This window comes from Labrys sp. HAY1-8F (genome assembly GCF_056754975.1).
On the sequence record NZ_JBPGWZ010000002.1, the window covers coordinates 505,675 to 525,796 of the forward strand.

Sequence of the window (20,122 nt, forward strand, 5' to 3'; positions counted from 1 at the left end):
CTGCCACGGAGACCAGGACGAAATGACCGCAACGCTTCGGAACTATCAAGGGCGGATGCAGCGAGTGTTGGACTATATCGACCAGCACCTCGGTGACGATCTCGATCTTGACGTTCTGAGCGGTGCCGCAGCCTTCTCGAAGTTTCATTTCCACCGGCAGTTTACGGCGACCTTCGGGTTATCCGTGCATCGCTATGTTCAGCTTGCCCGCATGAAGCGCGCCTCATACCGGCTGGCCTACAGAGACGACGAACGCGTCACGGAGATCGCGATGGATGCCGGATACGATGCACCGGAGGCTTTCGCCCGCGCCTTTCGGCAACGGTTCGGGCAATCGCCTTCCTCGTTCAGGAAGTCTCCCGACTGGGAGCCGTGGCTTGCGGCCTTCGGGCCTTTCGACAATGCCAGGAGCAAGTTCATGCAGAAGACCTTTAGCCACGACGACGTGACGATCCGCGATGTGCCACCGACCCCGGTGGCAATCATGGAGCATCGGGGTGACCCGGCGACGCTCGGCGCCACCATCCAGCGCTTCATCACGTGGCGAAAGGCCACCGGCCTGCATCCTAAGACAAGTCCGACCTTCACTGTCTGGCGTTCCGAGCGGCGTCCCGCCTCGCCTGCCGATTACAGCGTGGACCTATGCGCCGGGACCGGCCAACCGATCGCGGCGCATGGCGAGGCAATCAAGGCAGGCGAGATCCCCGGCGGGCGCTGCGCGGTGTTGCGCGTGGTCGGCAACACCGACAATCTGGAGCCCGCCGCATTCTACCTCTATCGCGACTGGCTTCCGGCCAGCGGCGAGGAAGCACGCGACTTTCCGATCTATTGCCAGCGCTTGAACTTCTTCCCGGAGGTACCGGAGCATGAGGTGGTGGCGGAACTTTTTCTGCCGCTGAAATAGGCTCTCTGACGGCGGCCTGTCCATTCCAATGGCTGGAGGTCGATAGGTCGTTGTCCAATGAGCAGCGAAGATTTTCCGCGGCGCCTAGTTTCTAACGACCTCGTCAATGACCGCGATCGCGTCAACCTCTATGAGGTAACCTGGAGACATTATCGCTACCCCGACCACCACATTCGCTGGATTGTGATCTCCAAACAACGAAATCTGAACTTCTTCGATGATCGGAACGTGTTCATCGCGGTTATAATCGACAATGTAGATTGTGATCTTGCAGACGTGCTCGGGCCGAGCACCCGCTGCCGTGAGCGCTCGGCCGAGATTGCCGAATGCCAGGCGCGCCTGCGCCGCGAAATCGCCATGACCAACGAGCTTGCCGTGTATGTCTTCGGGCTGCTGACCTGAGATGAATACTAGCCTGGATCCCGTCGCGATGACAACCTGCGTGTACATTTCTGGAACTGGCAGATCATCCGGGTTGATGAGTTCGAGTGCCATTCAATAATCTCCTGCTTCGTTCGACTGAAATCGACATTGGAGATCACCGCGTGCTGGCGCATGGGCCGATGGTAACGCGTCGGCGAACTCCCGTCGGATATCGAGCATTTTACATCGATATGCCTCTGGCGAGTGGGCGTCAGTCGCGCGATAGGGACAGCCCCGCGAGAAGCGGCGCGTACGAGGCGAGCCTGCGGGATACGAACTCGGTGAAGAGCCGCACGCGCTTCGTCTTGCGTGTCTCGCCCTGTGTGAGAAGCCAGAGCGTTCCGTACATGTGCAGGTCGGAACCCGGCACCCTCACCAGCAAGGAGTCGGCATCTCCGACGAAGCACGGCAGTGTCGTGATCCCGAGCCCTTGCCGTACAGCAACGATCTGCGCCTCGCCGTCCGTGGTCCTGAATGGAACACCTGTGGTACGAACCTCACCCTCGCCGGCCCAATCCGGAATGCCATGACTGCTTATGACGATCCACCGGATGGGATCAGCCGCACCCGCACGCCACGCGGTTAGTCGATCCCGGGACATGTAGACGGCGCCGAATAGCTCCGGTCCCTTCAGGCCGTGAAGATTGAGCGGCAGGGTTTTACGGTCGTAGACGACGCGGATCGCCACGTCGGCCTCTCGGTTGGCCAGATTTGCCAGCTCGCCGGACGACAAGATATCCATCTCGATGTCCGGATGCAGACGCGCGAACTCGGCGAAGTCCGGCATGAGCAGGTGTGTCGCGAGGGTCGGTGCCAGTGTCACCCGCAGAAGGCCGCGCACGCTCTGGTCGCGACCGAAGACGCGCGTCTCCAGCTGGTGCGACGACGCTTCCATCTGATTCGCGAGCTCGAGGACCTCCTCGCCCGCAGCCGTCAGGCGGTAGCCCGAAGGCAACTTTTCAAACATCTGTGCCCCGAGGCGTTCCTCGAGCTGTGCGATGCGTCGCAGCACGGTCGAGTGATACACCCCGGTGCTCTCGGCGGCAGCGCGCACCGAGCCTCCGCGCGCCACGGCAAGAAAGTAGCGAATGTCATCCCAGTCGATCATGGTGCAATCCGGCACCGGGCGGTGCGCCTTCCAAAGCCCGTATCTCATGCGCCATACAGCAGTACGGGCGGTCATCATAGCTTATGTCGACGAGCGCAGCCAAATTCTGAACGGGCGACACCGATCGTCGCGGCTGGCGTCAGCCGTCCAACCGGATCGTTTTTGCACCACCGATGTGCACGCTTCCGCACTCAACGCCTGACTGCGACGGACCCATGCTGCGGTTCTCGGGGGCGTCCCCGAACGACCAAAGGGTGCATCACATGAACAGATTGAATGGAAAGACCGCCGTGATCACCGGTGGCGCCACCGGCATCGGCAGCGCCGCAGCGAAACGCTTCATCGAAGAGGGCGCCTTCGTCTTCATCTTCGGCCGCCGGCAGGAAGCGCTCGACGCCGCCGTGGCCGACCTCGGGTCCAATGCTCGAGCTGTGAAGGGCTCGGTCTCCGATCTGGCCGATCTCGACCGGTTCTACGCGGCGGTGAAGGCCGAGCGGGTGGCGCGCTGGTGCACGCACGCGGCCGCAGTTGGGGCCAGCTCATATTCCAGGGTTTGTTCAAGACGGAGCGGTAATCGATCTATGACCGTGTGATCGGTGCCGAGAACCGGTCGCGCGCAAACTTCTTCGAGCAGCGCGCGACCGGATATTTGAAGGCCACAAAGTCGCCAAGATCGGAGTGGGCCTGACGTCCTCTGCTATCCGATACTACTCCGCAGTACGCCCCATCATTCCCACTCGATTGTTTGATCGCCCAGCAATCTTGATCCGTCGACCTATTGCTCTAAGGGACACGATCGAAAAGTTCACCTGAGTAATATGCTGGCGATCCGCCAGAGAGGCTGCCAGTAGTCAAGCTCAATGCGGCGATCATTCTCTACCCGCAGCAGGTAGGATTCATATTACGGGAGCGCGCTGATAGCGTTCGCAGACGCCGACGGAAGCGAGGTCATACTCCTGATCCGCACGCAAACTTCCATCGTGACGGAAGAGTGTTTCGCGACAAAGGTGGCACCGCCCTCAACCTCTTCATCTGCGACCCGTCTCCTCCGACGACAGAGCCTACTCGGCGGCCATTGATGCTTGCCGTTCCGGTTCCTCCTTCGAACCCTCATGGACTTCATCCGCAGGCGGCCTGATCCGGAACCACGCGGCATAGAGCGCTGGAAGGAACAGCAGGATTAACACGGTGCCGGCCGCCGTGCCGCCGATCAGCGTATAGGCCATTGATCCCCAGAACACTGAGTGTGTAAGTGGAATGAACGCAAGAACAGCAGCCAGTGCGGTCAGAATCACGGGGCGCGTCCGCTGGACCGTCGCCTCGATGACGGCATGATAATCGTCAAGCCCGGCCGCTTGATTCTCCTTGATCTGCTCAGTCAGGATCAAGGTGTTACGCATCAGGATTCCGGCCAGTCCTATCAGTCCGAGGATAGCATTGAACCCGAAGGGCTGATTGAACATAAGCAACGTCGGAACCACGCCAGCAAGACCGAGTGGTGCCGTCAACATGACCATGGTCATCGTCGAGAGGCTGCGAACCTGCAAGATAATCACGATCAACATGGCAGCGATCATAGCTGGGAATATCTTGACAAGCGCGACATTGGCTTTGAGCGACTCCTCGATATTTCCGCCCATCTCGATGCGATAACCCACCGGAAGCGAAGCGATCAGAGGCTGAAGTGCCTTCATGACCTGTTGTGAGACCTCCGGGGGCTGCGTCGCCTCGTTGATGTCGGACCGGATCGTGATGACCGGTGTTCGATCGCGGCGTTTCAGGATCGGTTCCTCAAACCGGATTTCGGAATGGCCAATCTGATCGAGCGGAACCTGTCGGCCATCCCGGCTCATCAGCGAAAAATCAGCCAGCCGTGCCGGATCAAGGCGATTTTCGCCGGCGCTGCGCGCCACCACCGGCACGTTGCGAATGTCCTCTCGAACCTGCGTGACCGGAATACCCGTCAGAAGCAACTGCATCTGCTGGGCTGCCTCGGCCGGCGAAAGGCCAATCAGGTTAAGCCGATCCTGGTCAGGGATAAAGCGAAGCACAGGCGTACGATTGCCCCAGTCGCGGTTTGCCTGCCGCACGTCCGCGACGCCCCGCATGATGTTGAGGGCTTTCTCGGAAATCTGATATAAGTGTGCAGGATCCGGTCCCGTAATGCGGAATTCGACGGGAAATGCCGTGTAGGGACCGAATACGAGCTGTGTGACGCGAACAAAGGCTTCGGGCGCCAGCCCTTGTGCAACCGCAACGCGGAGGCGCTGCTTCAACGTCTCACGCGCCGCCGCATCGGGGGTTAGAACAACGATCTTGGCGAAGGCGGGGTCCGGCAATTCCGGCGCCATGGCAAAGAAGAAGCGCGGAGCACCCTGCCCGATGTAGCTCGTGACGATCTTCGCCTCGGGCTCGTCCTTCAGCCAGCCTTCGAGCTTTTCGACCGCGGCCGTCGTTGCCTCGATACTCGTGCCTTCCGGCATGCGCACTTCCACCAGCACCTCGGGACGATCCGACGTCGGGAAGAACTGCTGTTTCACCGCTCCCATTCCAACGACAGAGAGAACCATGGCGACGCCAACGACGGCGCAGGTTACGAACTTGTGGCGCACGGTGAATTTGATCACGCCGCGTAGGCGCCGGTAATTCGGCGTGTCGTAGATGGCGTGATGGCCACCCTCGACTGGCTTGATCACAGGTAGCAACTTGACGCCGAGGTAAGGGGTGAAGATCACCGCCACGATCCAGGAAACGATCAGCGCGAAACCGACGACCCAGAAGATGTTACCCGCGTACTCGCCGGCGCTCGAACTGGCAAAGCCAACCGGCATCAGCCCGATGATTGTCACGAGCGTGCCCGAGAGCATCGGTGCTGCCGTATGGCTCCAGGCATAGGCGGCCGCCTTGATGCGGTCCATGCCCTCTTCCATCTTCACCACCATCACCTCAATGGCGATAATAGCGTCGTCGACGAGAAGGCCGAGCGCCAGAATGAGCGCACCGAGCGTGATGCGGTCGAAGAACCGGCCTGTTTCCAGCATAATGAGGAACACGACGGCAAGCGTCAGCGGGACGGCCAGGGCCACGACGATACCGACCCGCCAGCCGAGTGCGACCAGACTGACGAACAGCACGACGCCGAGCGCCATCACGAATTTCAGCATAAACTCGCCAACCGCTTCTTCGATGTTCACCGCCTGGTCGCTGACCTTGGCGAGCGTCATTCCGAGAGGCAGTGTCTGTGCGATGGCCGCCGATCTCTCATCCAGGGCTTTGCCGAGCTCCAAGCCGTTCCACCCCTGCTGCATCACCGCCCCGAGCATGACGGTGGGCTCACCCTCATGGCGGATGATGTAAGTCGCAGGATCTTCATAACCGCGCCGCACATCTGCGATGTCGGAGAGCTTCAACGTGCGTCCGCCAGCGACGATCGGGGTATCGGCGATCGCCTGGACGCTGTCATAGGCGCCATCGAACCGGATGAAGACCTGCGGGCCACGTGTATCGATCGAGCCCGCCGGCGTGACAGTGTTCTGCCGCTGCAAGGCAGAGGCGATGTCCTGCGCCGATACGCCAAGGGTGGCGAGCTTGGCGTAGGAGAACTCGACGAAGATCTGTTCGGGGCGCTCGCCGAGGATATTGATCTTCTTGACGCCGGGCACATGCAGAAGATCCTGTCGGATCACCTCGGCCTGCCGCACAAGCTCGCGCATCGGCATGCCCTTGGCCTTTAGCGCGTAGAGGCCGAAGCTCACATCGGAATATTCATCGTTGACGAATGGGCCGAGGAACTCCAGGCGGCAGATTCCGCGCTTCGTCTCCGAGCTTCTTGCGGGCCTGGTAGAACTCTTCCTCAACCGCGGAGGGTGGCGTGCTGTCCTTCAGCGTGACCGTCAGAAAGGCATAGCCTGGCCGTGTCGTCGTCTCGACCCGGTCGTAATACGTCAGCTCCTGGATACGCTTTTCGAGCGGCTCGGCGACGAGATCCTGCATCTCACGCGCGGTCGCGCCCGGCCATGCGGTCGTGACCGTCAGTGTCTTGATAGTAAAGGATGGATCCTCCGCCCGCCCCAACTTGACGAAAGCATAGACGCCGGCGGCAGCTAGAAGCACGATGAAGAATAGGGTGACGGCGCGTTCGCGAACCGCAAGCGCGGACAGATTGAGGCTCATCGGTTGCTCCCGCTTCCAGAAGCAGTCCGGACGCGAGCGCCCTCCTGCAGAAGATGAGCTCCGAGCGAAACAACCGGTGCCCCTGACCTCAGTCCTGAAATCACCGCGGTTTCGCTGGTCACGCGCACTAGCTTGACGGGCTGAAATTCTACCGTCGAGGTGGCGCCATTCAGAACCCAGACGCCAGTGCTCTGACCATTATCCAGCACAGCACCGAGTGGCACCTCCACCTCAGGCTGGCTCGCCTGATTGACCAGTCGAATGGTTACAGTTGCTCCCAGCGGTGCTGCCGCGGCCTCGCCGTCGAGCACATAGCGGGCTTCATAAGTGCGGGTCTGGGCGTCGGCGGAATCCGATAGCTGCCGGAGATGTGCCATGTAGCGACGTTCATCGCTCCCATACACGCTGGCCTCGGCGGCCGAGCCGATCGCCGGTCGGATCGTTTCAGGAAGCGCAACCACCGCTTCGCGTGGGCCCAGTTGGGCAAGCCGAACCACGGTCTGGCCGGCAGAAACCACTTGGCCCGGCTCGCCGAGCGTGTCGACCACGGTGCCGTCTGTGTCCGCAGCCAGGACCGAATAGGTCGCCTCATTTTCCGCGCCCCTCGCATCGGCTTCAGCGGCAGCAAGCTGTGCCGTCGCGGTATCGAACGCCGCCTTCGCCTGCTCATAACGCTGCGGTGTTGCCGCCAATCCGTCCTTAACCAGAACAGCATAGCGCCTCTCGTCCGCGCTCGCCTGAGCCAGGACAGCGCGTGCTGCCGCCACAGCATTGAGCTTCGCCGTCAGCGCAAGGCGCAGGTCCGTTTCGTCGATGCGCATCAATGGCCGACCGGCCTCGACCCGTTGACCGACATTCACCAGCCGTTCCACGATCTTGCCGGGAACTCGAAAACCAAGATTGCTCTGCACCCTGGCCCCGACGATGCCCGTGAAGCCGCGTTCAAAAGCAGTCACCCGCGTGGCCGTCACCAGTCTGACGATCGGAGCCTCCTGTCTCGGGTCGCCCCCGACGGCAGCCTCCTGTGCGAGAAGTGAATGCGTGACGAATGCCACCACCCCCAGCCCTGCGATCAGGGCGCCGGCCAACACAATTGCGGGTCTCTTTTTCATGCCCGTCGTCTCGCCAAATTAGATTGCATTCACACTCTATATTGAATATAGATGTTAAACGCAATCTAATTTTGGAGATGAGCAATGCGTGTGAGTCGCGCTCAGGCTGAGAAAAACCGGCAGACTGTGATCGATGTTGCCAGCCGCCTCTTTCGAGAACGCGGCTTTGACGGCATCGGCCTCAAGGATCTGATGGAGAGCGCCGGGCTGACACAGGGCGCGTTTTACAAGCAGTTCGCGTCGAAGGACGACCTGGCTGCCCAAGCGTCCAGGCGGGCATTGGAGAGTGCCTTTCTCCGATGGTCAGCCGCGGCCGCCGCCGATCCGCAAGACCCGCTTGCTGCGGTGATCGCGTTCTATCTCAGCATGGACCATCGCGGGGAAAAGATGGAGGGCTGCCCGGTCGTTGCGCTCGGCTCGGATGCCGCCAGGCAGGGCACGGAGGTGAAGGCATCGTTCGAAGCCGGCATCGAGGATTACCTTAAAATGCTCGGCCCATGGGTTGGCGAGGCTCACGGCAAGGAAGCCAGCGACAAGGCCATGGCAATTCTCTCGACCATGGTCGGGGCGATGGTCCTCTCGCGGGCCGTCAACGACGAGGAACTGTCGAAGCGTTTCCTGCAAGCAGCCGCCGAGAACATTCTTACGGGGTCGTCTGCAGGCGATGCCCAGCAAGGACCGCGCCAATGACGATGGGTTCTCCAACCCGCGCGAGCGCTGCAGGCACAACATTGAAGCGTTGCCTCTGACCGTTCCTGTTTTCCAGCTGCGAAGTCGAAGGGCTCCGAGGTCGGCAAGGAAGGGCTTCGCGGTCGGGCGGGCTGGTCCGGGAAGCCGTGCAAGACGATCGTCGGTTGGCCATCGGGATCACCACCCTGCAAAGCGTGAAAGGTGACGTGTTCGAACTCCATGTGTGTCAGCCTTTTCCAAGAATGGTCGGACGAGAATTGCTGATGCGGGCTTCGGTGTTTCTGGTCTTGGACATGTGCGCCTCCTCCCGCGCGGGGTGTACTGAGAGGTCAGTCAGCCAGGCGGTTGGTCGTGATACAGGCCCGCAACCTTCAGGGTGGCCCGCGGCTATGCCGGGTATGCTGGTTTCGCGGTCCCGCAGTCGGCAGCGGCGGAATAGTCAGAGCCATCGGCGAACCTCGGCCTTGTAGCGGCGGTAGTCGTCGCCGAACTTCGCTTCGAGATAGCGCTCCTCGCGGGCAATAACCTGCGTCTGGATCCCGATAAGCACCAACGGGAGCAAGGCGAAGGCGATCGGCCCGTCGAAGCCGATTGCAAGGCCGGCATAGTTAAGCGCCATGCCGAGATACATGGGATTGCGGGTCCACCGATAAGGACCGGTCGTTGCGATGAGGGTCGTTGGCTGCGACGGCGGAACGTTGGTGCCCAGCCGCCGAAACAGCCCCGCCGCCGCAAGCATCATCGCCGCGCCGGCAACGAACAGCAGCGCGCCCGTCGCGACCAGCAACTGCCAGTCGATACCGAAAGAGCGGATGGCGACGAACCGCTCCGCCGCCAGCCCCAACAACAGCGCTCCCAGATAGACGAAAGGCGGAGGGAAGCGCCCACCAGCGCTGTCCGCTTCGACGGCCATGCTCATCTCCAATCAGTGCTCTCAAACCAGCATCGACTGCTGGCGAAGATACCCGCCATCGCGCCTTGCCATATTTCCGGAGTCAAGCCGTGCAAAAGCCGGGGACGGCGACCTTCTGGAACAGGTGCGGGCTCGCTACAACGGATGACGGATATGTTGGAAGTTTCGCGACGAATTCGGGATGGGTGAAGGCGGCGTGGACCGTCTTGGTGGATTCCCACACCACATAGTTCAGGTAAGTCGGGCTATCGCCGATCGCTCGATGCAGTTGCATGGAAATGAAGCCCGGTTGCTTCGTTATGATCTCGGCAGCCGCCTTGAAAGCGTCCAGGAAGCCCGCTTCGTCGGCGGGATCGACCGTGAAGAGGCTGATGAGCGACAGGCGCGGCCGCGATACCGAGTTGGCGCTCAAACGGAAACTTCTCGTCTAGAGGTTTGAATGTTTTATGGCGGCCCTGGTGGCGCTCCTGTCCATTGTGAAATTGAAACTGGGGTGATCGAAGCTGCTTGCACTCAAGCGAGCATCGACTGCTGGGCAGAGATACCGGCCGTCGCGCCCTGCGATATTGCCGTGGTGACCGACGCCATGGCCGGGTTTGCAAGATCGCCGGCGGCGTAGATGCCGGGCGTGCTGGTTTCGCGGCGCTCGTCGACCTTGAGGGCGATGCCGAGGGGCGTATTGACCGTGGCGAGTCCCAGTGATTCATGCAGGCTTGCGGACGGCTTGTTGCGCGGATGCGCGAACAAGATATCGACTGCGACATCGGGAGCGGTATCGACCTTGACGGTGGCATTATGGCCCCCGTGACGGGCGATTTCGGTGATCCGGCCATCAACGACAGGTATGTTGCGGCGCGCCAGATCGGCCCGGATATCGGGTGCAATGTCGTGACCATCGGCGAAGACCGTCAACGTGTCGGTCCAATCGTGGTACAGCCTGACATAATTGTGCGACGGCGGGCCGGACCAGACGAGGCCCCAATGCTGGTCGGCGACTTCAAAGCCATCGCAATAGGGGCAGGGCACGATGGATGTGCCCCAGCTTTCGGCAAAGCCCGGAACATCAGGCATCTGATCGGCAACGCCATAGCTCAGGATCAGGCGGCGCCCCCCCAGGCTTTCGCCACCGCCAGTGAGGACGGAGAAGTCGTCGATGGCGCCGGAGACGCTGTCGGCCCGGGCATTGACCAGCCTGACCGTGGGATAACGCGCCAGCTGCTGCCGCGCCTCGGCCAGGATGTCCAGCGGTGGCTTGTGATCGTGGCCGAGCAGGCCATGCGAGTGGCCAGCGAAGCGGTTGCGCGGCAGGCCGGTATCGAGAACGGTGACCTTGCGGCGGGCACGGCCGAGCTGCAGGGCGCCGGCGAGACCGGCAAAGCTGCCGCCGATGATGATGACGTCATCCATGGTGATGGGCTCCGTGTTGTGGATGGAGGGAGTTGGGCTGGGCCTGGCGCGAAATAGCGTCCAGCGATACGCGCTCGAGACGGGCAGCGAGAGCTTCGACAGCGACGAGAAAGCCGCCCATCACTGTGTTGACCGGCCGGACGATTCCGCATTCGATATCGCCGGGCGGCCCGGGGAAACTTGATTTGGAGGACACCTATGCATTCGCTTGCACCTTTTAGATACTATATGGTATCATAAATCATGAATTAGGATACTGTCAAGGACTGGAATTGTTGTGACCGAAAACAGCCAGGGCCGGCGCGGCCGGCCCGCCAACGAGGCGCTTGGCCAAACGATAGTCGACGCCGCGAGCGAACTCTTTGTGGAATTGGGTTTTCAAGCGACGACATTGGACAAGGTCGCCCAGCGAGCGAGGATATCCAAGCTCAGCATCTATCGGCACTTCGAGAACAAGGAGGCGCTGTTCAGCGCGGCCATCGCGGCCCACTGCCATCAGTTTGCACCACAGGCCCTTATTGAGGGCGTCGACGGTTCGGCCGAAGATCAGCTCATGGCAGTGGGAACATCCCTGCTTCGCACGCTGTTGAGCCCGGACGTCCGCAGTGTCGAAGCCATGATTATGGCCGACAAGACGCAGCAAAAGTCGTTAAGCAAGCTCCATTACGAAGCCGGCCCCGCCTATGTCATCGCCCAAATCGAGGCCCTGTTGCGTCAGTTGCACGCGAAGGCGGTTCTGAACGTGCCCGATCCTCTCCGATCCGCCCGCTTGTTTGCCGCGCTTATCAAAGGATCCGATCTCTTGATTATCGCACGCTTCGATCAGGCGAGAGCAGAGGACGACAACGAAATCGAATCCTATTGCCGGTCCGCCGTCGCCATGTTCATCGCCGCGCACGGTGGCAACGACCACGCGGGAGGATAAGCATTTGATTGCTCCGGGCAGCTTGCCCGGGAGCGTCGTCCATGCGCTTCGTCATGCTGGGCCGGCGCGCGCTGCCGAGCTTGCACAGATCGCAGCACCTCATCTTTCTCCCAACGATAAAAAGACGCTCGCATCTACCGGTCCAAGCTCCCGCCTGGATGCGGTCGACGCTTCTCTCCATCACAGATCCGGCAGCAGGCGGGACAACATTTGGTAGGTGATGCGATGGTGCCATCCGACGACATGCGATCGGGTCCGGAACATCGATCGGTATTGCAGCCAAAGCTGAACTATGAATGTCGACAACTAAAGTGCCGTCAGCGCGGAAATGTCATGCTCCGGGCAATTTTCCTTATATATTTCAAAGCATTGACGCGCAGGAAAGTACCGTCAGCGTGATCTGCTACAAGCTGCGAGCCGTGCTAGGCGCTCCGATAAATTTAACGATTTCAATGACTTGATTGGTTTGTCAATTCCATTGATGATGTGCCCCGCGCTATCAGTCTACCCTGCCCGCAAATCATTACATCTTCTGCGAAATTCTACGCCAGGGCCACCTATCATAAATAGTTGATTTCCTTGGTCAAAGTATTTTTCGTGTTTTGGGATGCCGTTGCGTGTGCCGTCAAAATTTCGAGCTATTGATTTCATTGACGATTTTGCAACCTTCCTTGAAGTCGGCGTTTCGAGATCAATCGCTATAACTCGTCCCGTTGGTCGCAGTTTGGCAATTCTTAGGATGTCTACTAGCCCCACAAACTGTGCTTCAGAAATACCTTCAGAACTGCACTTTTGCTAACAAAAATCACGCCGGCAAATACCGTGAGCACATCGCTCGTCCTGAAAATACCGTCGGATTATCGCGCATCTGAAATGCGTGATAATCTAGACCACTTACCTATCTGCCCACCAAGAATGTACCCCTGCTAATCGCGACAAGCGCCGATCCGCGCCTGCGTAAGACGGTCTTGTCTAGGCCGCTAATTGGGTTTTCAAACTGTCGGCACGGTTCCGCCGTCGATTACATATTCGGTCCCAGTGATGGTGCCTGCACGATCGGACGCCAGGAAAGCGATCAGGCTTGCGACTTCCTCGGGTTTCGAGGGCCGACCTATCGGTATCCCGCCGAGCGATTCCATGATCATCTTCTTGCCTTGCTCGACGTCCCCGCCATGGTCCGCGGCCAGCCGCGTCGCCAACTGAATGGATGCCTCGGTTTCGATCCAGCCGGGAGACACCCGAACGACGCGGACGCCGTAGGGGGATACCTGCTTTGAAAGGCTCTTGCTGTAAGTCGACAGAGCCGCCTTTGCCGCCGCGTATGCCGTCGTTGCTTCCGGCAGAGGCAGTTCACGTTGGATGGATGTCACGTGGATGACGACGCCGGTGTTGCGCGACACCATGTCTGGAACGAATTCGCGATCCAGGCGAACCGCCGGCATGAGATTGAGATCAAGTTCCTTGCGCCAAATCTCATCGGTCAAAGCCTCGAAACCACCGCTGGGAGCAGAAGAGCCGCCCAACATATGGACGATGATGTCCAAGCCTCCCATTCGCTCCCGTACGGCGGCAGCCAATGCGGCGCAGCCATCGGCGCTGGTCAGATCGGCAGCGACGAATAGCGAGTCAGGCAAGTCCGCGGGCTGGGTGCGTGCCGTCGTCAGCACCTGAGCACTGAGTTCACGAAAGAGCGCGACTGTCGCCGCACCGGCACCGCGCGTGCCGGACGTGATCAACGCCCGTTTCCCCTTCAAGGTAAGAAACGGGATGCCGCTCGTGTCCTTCCTCGGGCTCTGGGCATCTGCGCTCACGGCACAATCTCCAACGCCGCGATCTTTTCGCCCTCCAGAACGAAGAAGTAGCGCAGGTCGACCGGGCTGCCGGGGAAATCGCCGACGAGATGGGCCGTAACGACCGTCCGATCGCCTTCGCGCCCAATCGAGAAAGGTTCGACGATGTACGTGTATTTTTGGGAAGCACCTGCCTTCCACTGCCGGATCGCACCGCGACCGGCATAGGTATTCCCCTCGTCTCGGACCACCGCATTTTCGGTGAAGCATTGCAAGAGAGCTCCTGCGGCTTGTGCTCGGTCCGCGGCAAAATATTCGGCAATTGTTTTGGGGAGTTCGACAGCCATTGTTCTTCTCCGTCGTGAGTTTGGTCGGGTGGCGGGTCGTTAGCAATCTGCGCTCGACCCTGACGCCAATTTAGAGATGGACGTTGGCGTTGATAATCAGGATAAAGTGTGATGCGACGTTGCGAAAAGCAGGACAATGGCCGGACGTAGTTTGATCCAGTTCGATTCCGTTCTCGTCATTGCTCGCCGGGGTTCGTTCCGGGCGGCGGCGCTGGATCTTGACATGTCGACGACTGCGCTCAGCAACGCCATTGGCAAGCTGGAACGCCAGCTAGGGGTCCGCTTGTTCAACCGAACGACGCGAAGCGTCTCCCTTACCGATGCCGGGCGTAACTTCGTCGATAAGATCGGTCCTGCGCTAAAAGACCTGCACGACGCAATTGAAGGTGCGCGATCACAGCAGGAGACGCCATCGGGAACGCTGCGGATAAATGCCTACGCAACCGCCGCGCGCGAAATCCTGTCGCCGCTGCTTCTGCAGTTCCTTCGCCGCTATCCTGAGGTGCATATCGATCTCGTCACGGAGGGCAGACTTGTCGATATCGTCGCCGATGGCTTCGACATCGGCATCCGGAACGCGGATCTCGTTCCCAGTGACATGATCGCAATCCCGCTGGGACCTCCCCGTCGCTATGCGGTGGTCGCCTCGCCTGCTTACTTCCAGAACAAAGGGAGACCGGATGTTCCTCCCGACCTCGCTGCTCATTCCTGTATCCGCGTCCGGCTACCCAATGGGGCGCTTTACAGGTGGCACTTCGAGAAAGATGGGCAACCGGTCTTGATGGACGTTCACGGCCCGATTACGCTCGATGAGGCGAGCCTTTCGCGGATTGCCGTGTTGGAAGATTTCGGCATTGGCTTCTTCATGGAATCGGACGTTCGCGACGACGTTGCGAGGGGGCGTCTTGTCCGCGTCCTGGAAGATTGGACGCCACCACTTGCGCCACTGTGCCTATACTACCCAAGTCGACGCAATCCCTCGGCAGCGTTCAGAGCGTTCATTGACCTTGCTCGCGAAGTCGCCAATCAAGGATAGCGAATGGAACCATGCCCCAGGGCGACTGTCCGGATCGCCTGTTTTCTTTCGCCTTCTATCAGCAGCAGAGCGATTTCGAAACCGCCGTTTACCGCCGAACACCGCCGTTTCTACTACCCCTCACTCCCACTCGATCGTGCCGGGCGGCTTGCTCGTCACGTCATAGACCACCCGGTTGATACCCTTCACCTCGTTGATGATGCGGGTCGCGGCCCGGCCGAGGAAGTTCATGTCGAAGGGGAAGAAATCGGCGGTCATGCCGTCGACCGAGGTCACGGCGCGCAGGCCGCAGACGCTGTCATAGGTGCGCCCGTCGCCCATCACGCCCACGGTGCGCACCGGCAGCAGCACGGCGAAGGCCTGCCAGATCTTATCGTAGAGGCCGGCCTTGCGGATCTCGTCGAGATAGATGGCATCGGCCGCACGCAGCGTGTCGAGCTTTTCCCGCGTAATTTCGCCGGGGATGCGGATGGCCAGGCCCGGGCCCGGGAAGGGATGGCGGGCGACGAAGGCTTCCGTGAGGCCGAGTTCACGGCCGAGCGCCCTCACCTCGTCCTTGAAGAGTTCGCGCAGCGGCTCCACCAGCTTCATGTTCATGCGCTCGGGCAGGCCGCCGACATTGTGGTGCGACTTGATCGTCACCGAGGGGCCGCCGGAGAAGGAGACGCTCTCGATCACATCGGGATAGAGCGTGCCCTGGGCCAGGAATTCGGCGCCACCGATCTTGCGCGCCTCCTCCTCGAAGACCTCGATGAAGAGACGGCCGATGGTCTTGCGCTTCACTTCCGGATCGGTGACGCCGGCAAGCTCGCCGAGGAAGCGCTCGGACGCGTCCACATGCACCAGGGGGATGTTGTAGTGCTCGCGGAAGAGGCCGACGACCTGATCGGCTTCCCCGGCCCGCAGCAGGCCGTGGTCGACGAAGACGCAGGTAAGCTGGTCACCGATCGCCTCATGGATAAGCACAGCCGCAACGGAGGAATCGACCCCACCCGACAGGCCGCAGAGCACTCTGCCCTTGCCGACCTGCTTGCGGATCTTCTCGATCATCTCGGCCCGATAGGCCGCCATGGTCCAATCCGATTCGATACCGACGATCTTCTGCACGAAGTTCTTCAGAAGATTGCCGCCATCGGGCGTATGCACCACTTCGGGATGGAACATGGTGGTGTAGTAGCGCCGCTCCTCGTTCACCGCGATGGCGAAGGGGGCGTTCTCGGAGGTGCCGACCACCCTGAAACCGGCGGGCAACTGGGTAACCCGGTCGCCATGGCTCATCCACACCGGATAGCGCTTGCCCGGCTCCCAGAAGCCTTCGAACAGTGGGCTCGCCTCGAGGATCTCGACATCGGCGCGGCCGAACTCGGCGGCGTGCCCACCCTCGACCTTGCCCCCGAGTTGGGTTGCCAAAGTCTGCTGGCCATAGCAGATCGCCAGGATCGGCACGCCGGCGTCGAACACAGCCTGCGGTGCGCGGGGGCTGCCCGCCGTCGTTACCGAGGCCGGGCCGCCGGAAAAGATCACGCCCTTCGGCTTCAGCTTCTCGAAAGCCTCGGCGGCGCTCTGGAAGGGATGGATCTCGCAATAGACACCGACTTCGCGCACGCGGCGTGCGATCAGCTGGGTGACTTGCGAACCGAAATCGATGATGAGGATGGCGTTGTGTGTCATGGCAGGGAGGTAGTCGACCTAGGTTTTTGATGCAACCGAAGGAAGGCCAAAATCTTGCAACGTCGCATAGTATTCAGCAAGATTTTGCATAAGATCTTGCGCTGGCGCCAATTCGCGGCGATGAGCGTGAATTGGTGTGCCGGTCTTCAGACCGGCAATATAACTCAGGCAAGCACCGCAGTTCCATGCCGGTCTGAAGACCGGCACACCATCTACTTCCTGTGCAGCAGGGCGATAAAAAAACCATCCGTGCCGGAACGATGGGGCGAAAGCTGCAAGCCGGTGCCGCCCGACGAGCTGAAACGCGCGAAAGCCGAGAGCCCCGCGCCCTTGGCCAGTTCCGGCAAGGAGGCAGCGGTGAAATCGGCATGGTCGGCCAGGAAGGCCTTCACCGAGGCATCGTTCTCTTCGGGCAGCACGGAGCAGGTGACGAAGACCAGCCGCCCGCCCGGCTTCACCGCGCGGGCACCGGCCCTGAGCACGGCGGCCTGGTCTTTCTGGCGATCGGCCAGGCTGGAGGGGCGCATGCGCCATTTGGTGTCGGGGCTGCGGCGCCAGGTGCCGCTTCCCGAGCAGGGTGCGTCCACCAGCACCAGATCCATGCGGCCGTCGAGATCGTCGATCGCCAAGGCGCCACCAGATACACGTCCTCTTGGCGTGCGGACCTGAACGTTGCGCACACCCGCCCTGGCGAGCCGGTCATGTATCGGCGCCAGGCGGCGCTTGTCGCTGTCGGTGGCGAAGACCTGGCCCTTGTTCTCCATCGCGGCCGCGAATTCCAGCGTCTTGCCGCCGCCGCCGGCACACAGGTCGAGCACCTGCTCGCCGGGTTTCGCCGCCGCGACGAGGCCGGCCAATTGCGAGCCCTCGTCCTGGATCTCGAACCAGCCCTTCTGGAAGCTCTCCTCGGCCTGGACAGCCGGGCTGCGGCCGTCGGCGCCGAGCGGCACGCGCACGCCCCAGCGTGATAGCGGCGTGGCGCTGGCGCCAAGAGGCTCCAGTTCGGCGAGCAGCTTGTCCCGCGAAGTCTTCAGCGTGTTGACGCGCAGATCCACCGGCGCGCGTTCGGCCAGGGCCCGCCCCTCCGCGATCGCATCCTCCCCGAAAGCCGCCTCGAAGGAAGGCCAGAGCCAGCGCGGCACGTCGGCCTGGATGTCCGGCTCGGCATCGGCCAACTTGCGTCCGGCCAGCGCCTTGCGCTCGTCATCCGTCAGCGGTTCGGGCGCGAAGCGTTCGCCGGTGAACAGCGCGTCGAGCGTTTCGATCGTCTCTCCGCGCTGCAAGACCAGCATGCCGATCAGCGAGGCGCGTGGTGTCTCGTTGTCCATCAGCCAGCGCGCCGAGGCGCGGCGGCGCAAGGTGTCATAGACCAGCCCCGCCAGCGCGGCACGGTCGCCGGAGCCGGCGAAGCGATGCGAGAGCCCCCAGTCCTTGAGCACATCGGCAGCAGGACGGCGGCGGGCCTCGATATCGGCGAGAATTTCGAAGGCGGCGGAAATGCGGGCAGCAGGGATCATCGATCAGGCGCCTGTGTAAACTTTGAAGGCAAAAAGCAACCAGGCAATGATCAGCGCCGCCACACCGACGGAATAAGCCCGGAAACGAAACTTTACGCGATTGGACGTGATGTGAATGCCTGCATGCACATAGCGCGAAACCACGAAGATCCAGGCGAGCACGACGAAGAAGATATCCGTGGCATGCGTGATCAATTCCAGGGCGGTGATCGCATAGAACAATACCGGGATCTGGAACTGATTGTCGAAGCTGCTGCTCACCTGCAGTGGCAGCTTGGGCCAAGCGCGCCCGTTGAGCCGCACATCATCAAGGTCGATACCTCCTTGACGCAAGGCCGCAGCCCGCACCATGCCGAGGCGAAACAACAATGCGAACGTCAGCAGGACCTGCAGGAAGACGGGCGTGAGAACGGCTGCAATCGACATCAGTTGCGGCCGGGATAGTTCGGGCTCTCGCGGGTGATGGTCACGTCATGCACATGGCTCTCGCGCAGGCCGGCATTCGAGATGCGTACGAAGCGCGCGCGCTCCTGGAAATCGGCGATCGTCTCGGCGCCGACATACCCCATCGAGGCGCGCAAGCCCCCGGCGAGCTGGTGCAGCACGGCTGAGACCGGACCCTTGTAAGCAACCTGGCCTTCGATTCCTTCCGGCACCAGCTTCATCGAATCCTTGATGTCGGCCTGGAAATAGCGGTCTGCCGAGCCGGCGGACATGGCGCCGATCGAGCCCATGCCGCGATAGGATTTGTAGGAGCGGCCCTGATAGAGATAGACCTCGCCGGGCGTCTCGTCGGTACCGGCCAGCATCGAGCCGACCATGGCGACCGAAGCGCCGGCCGCGATCGCCTTGGCGAAATCGCCGGAGGTCTTGATGCCGCCGTCGGCGATCACCGGTACGTCATGCTCGCGCGCCGCATTGGCCGAGTCGATGATGGCGGTGAGCTGCGGCACGCCGACGCCCGCCACGATGCGGGTGGTGCAGATCGAGCCGGGACCGATGCCCACCTTGATGGAATCGGCACCCGCACCGATCAGGGCGCGGGTCGCCTCGCCGGTGGCGACATTACCGGCAACCACCTGCACCGAATTGGACTGGCGCTTGATGCGCGCGACCGCGTCGAGCACCTTCTGCGAATGGCCATGGGCGGTATCGACCACGATCATGTCGACGCCGGCATCGATCAGCATTTCGGAGCGGGCATGGCCGCCATCGCCGACAGTGGAAGCCGCCGCGACGCGCAGGCGCCCCTCACCGTCCTTGCAGGCATTGGGATGCAGCGTCGCCTTCTCGATGTCCTTGACGGTCATCAGGCCGACGCAGCGATAATCCTCGTCGACCACCACCAGTTTCTCGATGCGGAACTGATGCAGCAGGCGCTTGGCCTCTTCCTGCTCCACGCCGGTCTTCACCGTGATCAGGCGTTCCTTGGTCATCAGTTCGGCCACGGGCTGGTCGAGCTTGTCGGCAAAACGCACGTCCCGATTGGTGAGGATACCGACCAGGATGCCGGGTACGCCCGGCGCTGCGCCGGTGACAATCGGGATGCCGGAGATGCGATGGCGCTTCATCAGGGCCAGCGCATCGGCCAGCGTTGCTTCCGGCGGGATAGTGATCGGGTTCACCACCATGCCGCTCTCGAAACGCTTGACCTGGCGGACCTGCTCGGCCTGCTCTTCGGGGGTAAGGTTGCGGTGGATCACGCCGATGCCGCCATTCTGCGCCATGGCGATCGCCATGTTGGCCTCGGTTACCGTGTCCATGGCCGAAGCCAGCAACGGCAGATTGACCGAGATGGAACGGGTGACGCGCGAACGGATGTCGGCCTGAGCCGGCAACACTTCGGAATGTCCGGGTGTCAGCAGCACGTCGTCAAAGGTAAGCGCTTCAGGAAAAAGCGATGAATCAACGATGCGTGTCATTGCCAACTCTCAATCAGGAAAAGCAGAATCGATCCGGCTTCGGGGGGCAGGAATTCGTGCCGCCGGAGCTGGGTTGGCGCGATCGTTTACCATTTGAAATCGACAAGGGAAAGACGGGCAGCCGTCTTTTTACTGCCTGTCAGCCATGCATTTTTCGTCGTGAGAGGAAATTTCGGTGTGCCGG

15 protein-coding genes and 4 pseudogenes are annotated in these 20,122 nt (G+C 61.2%); 6 read left to right on the top strand and 13 right to left on the bottom strand.

The features are described from left to right. The first annotated feature begins 22 nt into the window (after positions 1–22). A complete protein-coding gene (locus tag ACR9ZN_RS11380) occupies positions 23–904 on the top strand; it encodes an AraC family transcriptional regulator (protein ID WP_481274345.1) in 882 nt (293 codons plus the stop codon). An 84-nt stretch (positions 905–988) separates the two neighbouring features. Here ACR9ZN_RS11380 and ACR9ZN_RS11385 read toward each other — a convergent pair whose 3' ends face one another. Next, complete coding sequence (locus ACR9ZN_RS11385) at positions 989–1,399, bottom strand: RidA family protein (RefSeq protein ID WP_481272271.1); 411 nt, start codon at positions 1,397–1,399, stop codon at positions 989–991. A gap of 139 nt (positions 1,400–1,538) precedes the next feature. Then, on the bottom strand, positions 1,539–2,435 hold the full coding sequence (locus ACR9ZN_RS11390) for a LysR family transcriptional regulator (protein WP_481272272.1): 897 nt from the start codon (positions 2,433–2,435) through the stop codon (positions 1,539–1,541). Between the two features lie 263 nt (positions 2,436–2,698). Here ACR9ZN_RS11390 and ACR9ZN_RS11395 point away from each other — a divergent pair. Together ACR9ZN_RS11395 and ACR9ZN_RS11400 are read left to right on the top strand one after the other, a co-directional pair. Next, a pseudogene (locus ACR9ZN_RS11395) lies at positions 2,699–2,932 on the top strand (SDR family NAD(P)-dependent oxidoreductase); the annotation flags it as partial. Beyond that, positions 2,917–3,009: pseudogene (locus ACR9ZN_RS11400) on the top strand (NADP oxidoreductase coenzyme); the annotation flags it as partial. The pseudogenes ACR9ZN_RS11395 and ACR9ZN_RS11400, both read left to right, overlap by 16 nt. A gap of 487 nt (positions 3,010–3,496) precedes the next feature. Here the strand turns inward: ACR9ZN_RS11400 and ACR9ZN_RS11405 are convergent. Next, a pseudogene (locus ACR9ZN_RS11405) lies at positions 3,497–6,608 on the bottom strand (efflux RND transporter permease subunit). Continuing rightward, on the bottom strand, positions 6,605–7,720 hold the full coding sequence (locus ACR9ZN_RS11410) for an efflux RND transporter periplasmic adaptor subunit (protein WP_481272273.1): 1,116 nt from the start codon (positions 7,718–7,720) through the stop codon (positions 6,605–6,607). The pseudogene ACR9ZN_RS11405 and the gene ACR9ZN_RS11410 overlap by 4 nt, the downstream one beginning before the upstream one ends. An 84-nt stretch (positions 7,721–7,804) precedes the next feature. Here ACR9ZN_RS11410 and ACR9ZN_RS11415 point away from each other — a divergent pair, with 84 nt between their 5' ends. Continuing rightward, the gene (locus ACR9ZN_RS11415) at positions 7,805–8,410 is read left to right on the top strand and encodes a TetR/AcrR family transcriptional regulator (RefSeq protein ID WP_481272274.1); all 606 of its coding nucleotides are present in this window, start codon (positions 7,805–7,807) and stop codon (positions 8,408–8,410) included. A 439-nt stretch (positions 8,411–8,849) separates the two neighbouring features. On the opposite strand, the gene ACR9ZN_RS11420 is transcribed toward ACR9ZN_RS11415, so the two are convergent. From ACR9ZN_RS11420 to ACR9ZN_RS11430, 3 genes and pseudogenes are all read right to left on the bottom strand, one after another. Then, positions 8,850–9,323 (bottom strand): methyltransferase family protein, encoded by a 474-nt coding sequence (locus tag ACR9ZN_RS11420; protein WP_481272275.1) that lies wholly within the window; start codon positions 9,321–9,323, stop codon positions 8,850–8,852. 82 nt (positions 9,324–9,405) lie between these two features. Beyond that, positions 9,406–9,718: pseudogene (locus tag ACR9ZN_RS11425) on the bottom strand (antibiotic biosynthesis monooxygenase family protein). Positions 9,719–9,836: 118 nt separating this feature from the next. Next, on the bottom strand, positions 9,837–10,730 hold the full coding sequence (locus ACR9ZN_RS11430) for an NAD(P)/FAD-dependent oxidoreductase (protein WP_481272276.1): 894 nt from the start codon (positions 10,728–10,730) through the stop codon (positions 9,837–9,839). Positions 10,731–11,007: 277 nt separating this feature from the next. Here ACR9ZN_RS11430 and ACR9ZN_RS11435 point away from each other — a divergent pair, with 277 nt between their 5' ends. Further along, positions 11,008–11,655: a TetR/AcrR family transcriptional regulator gene (locus ACR9ZN_RS11435; RefSeq protein ID WP_454814064.1), complete on the top strand. Its 648-nt coding sequence runs from the start codon at positions 11,008–11,010 to the stop codon at positions 11,653–11,655. Positions 11,656–12,647: 992 nt separating this feature from the next. Here the strand turns inward: ACR9ZN_RS11435 and ACR9ZN_RS11440 are convergent. Together ACR9ZN_RS11440 and ACR9ZN_RS11445 are read right to left on the bottom strand one after the other, a co-directional pair. After that, positions 12,648–13,424 (bottom strand): SDR family oxidoreductase, encoded by a 777-nt coding sequence (locus ACR9ZN_RS11440; RefSeq protein ID WP_481274346.1) that lies wholly within the window; start codon positions 13,422–13,424, stop codon positions 12,648–12,650. Between the two features lie 38 nt (positions 13,425–13,462). Beyond that, complete coding sequence (locus tag ACR9ZN_RS11445; protein ID WP_434956583.1) at positions 13,463–13,792, bottom strand: nuclear transport factor 2 family protein; 330 nt, start codon at positions 13,790–13,792, stop codon at positions 13,463–13,465. A 136-nt stretch (positions 13,793–13,928) separates the two neighbouring features. Between ACR9ZN_RS11445 and ACR9ZN_RS11450 the strand changes: the two genes are divergently transcribed. Then, entirely contained in the window at positions 13,929–14,828 is a 900-nt protein-coding gene (locus ACR9ZN_RS11450) for a LysR family transcriptional regulator (RefSeq protein WP_434956584.1), read from the top strand. Between the two features lie 120 nt (positions 14,829–14,948). On the opposite strand, the gene guaA is transcribed toward ACR9ZN_RS11450, so the two are convergent. The 4 genes from guaA to guaB all read right to left on the bottom strand — a co-directional run bounded on the left by guaA (position 14,949) and on the right by guaB (position 19,938). Next, positions 14,949–16,499 (bottom strand): glutamine-hydrolyzing GMP synthase, encoded by a 1,551-nt coding sequence (guaA, locus tag ACR9ZN_RS11455; protein WP_454814066.1) that lies wholly within the window; start codon positions 16,497–16,499, stop codon positions 14,949–14,951. 212 nt (positions 16,500–16,711) lie between these two features. Next, positions 16,712–18,016, bottom strand: a complete 1,305-nt coding sequence (locus ACR9ZN_RS11460) for an RsmB/NOP family class I SAM-dependent RNA methyltransferase (RefSeq protein ID WP_481272277.1) — start codon at positions 18,014–18,016, stop codon at positions 16,712–16,714. 3 nt (positions 18,017–18,019) lie between these two features. Continuing rightward, a complete protein-coding gene (locus ACR9ZN_RS11465) occupies positions 18,020–18,442 on the bottom strand; it encodes an MAPEG family protein (RefSeq protein ID WP_441771831.1) in 423 nt (140 codons plus the stop codon). Then, the gene (guaB, locus tag ACR9ZN_RS11470) at positions 18,442–19,938 is read right to left on the bottom strand and encodes an IMP dehydrogenase (protein ID WP_441771832.1); all 1,497 of its coding nucleotides are present in this window, start codon (positions 19,936–19,938) and stop codon (positions 18,442–18,444) included. The genes ACR9ZN_RS11465 and guaB overlap by 1 nt, the downstream gene beginning before the upstream one ends. Positions 19,939–20,122 lie beyond the last annotated feature (184 nt).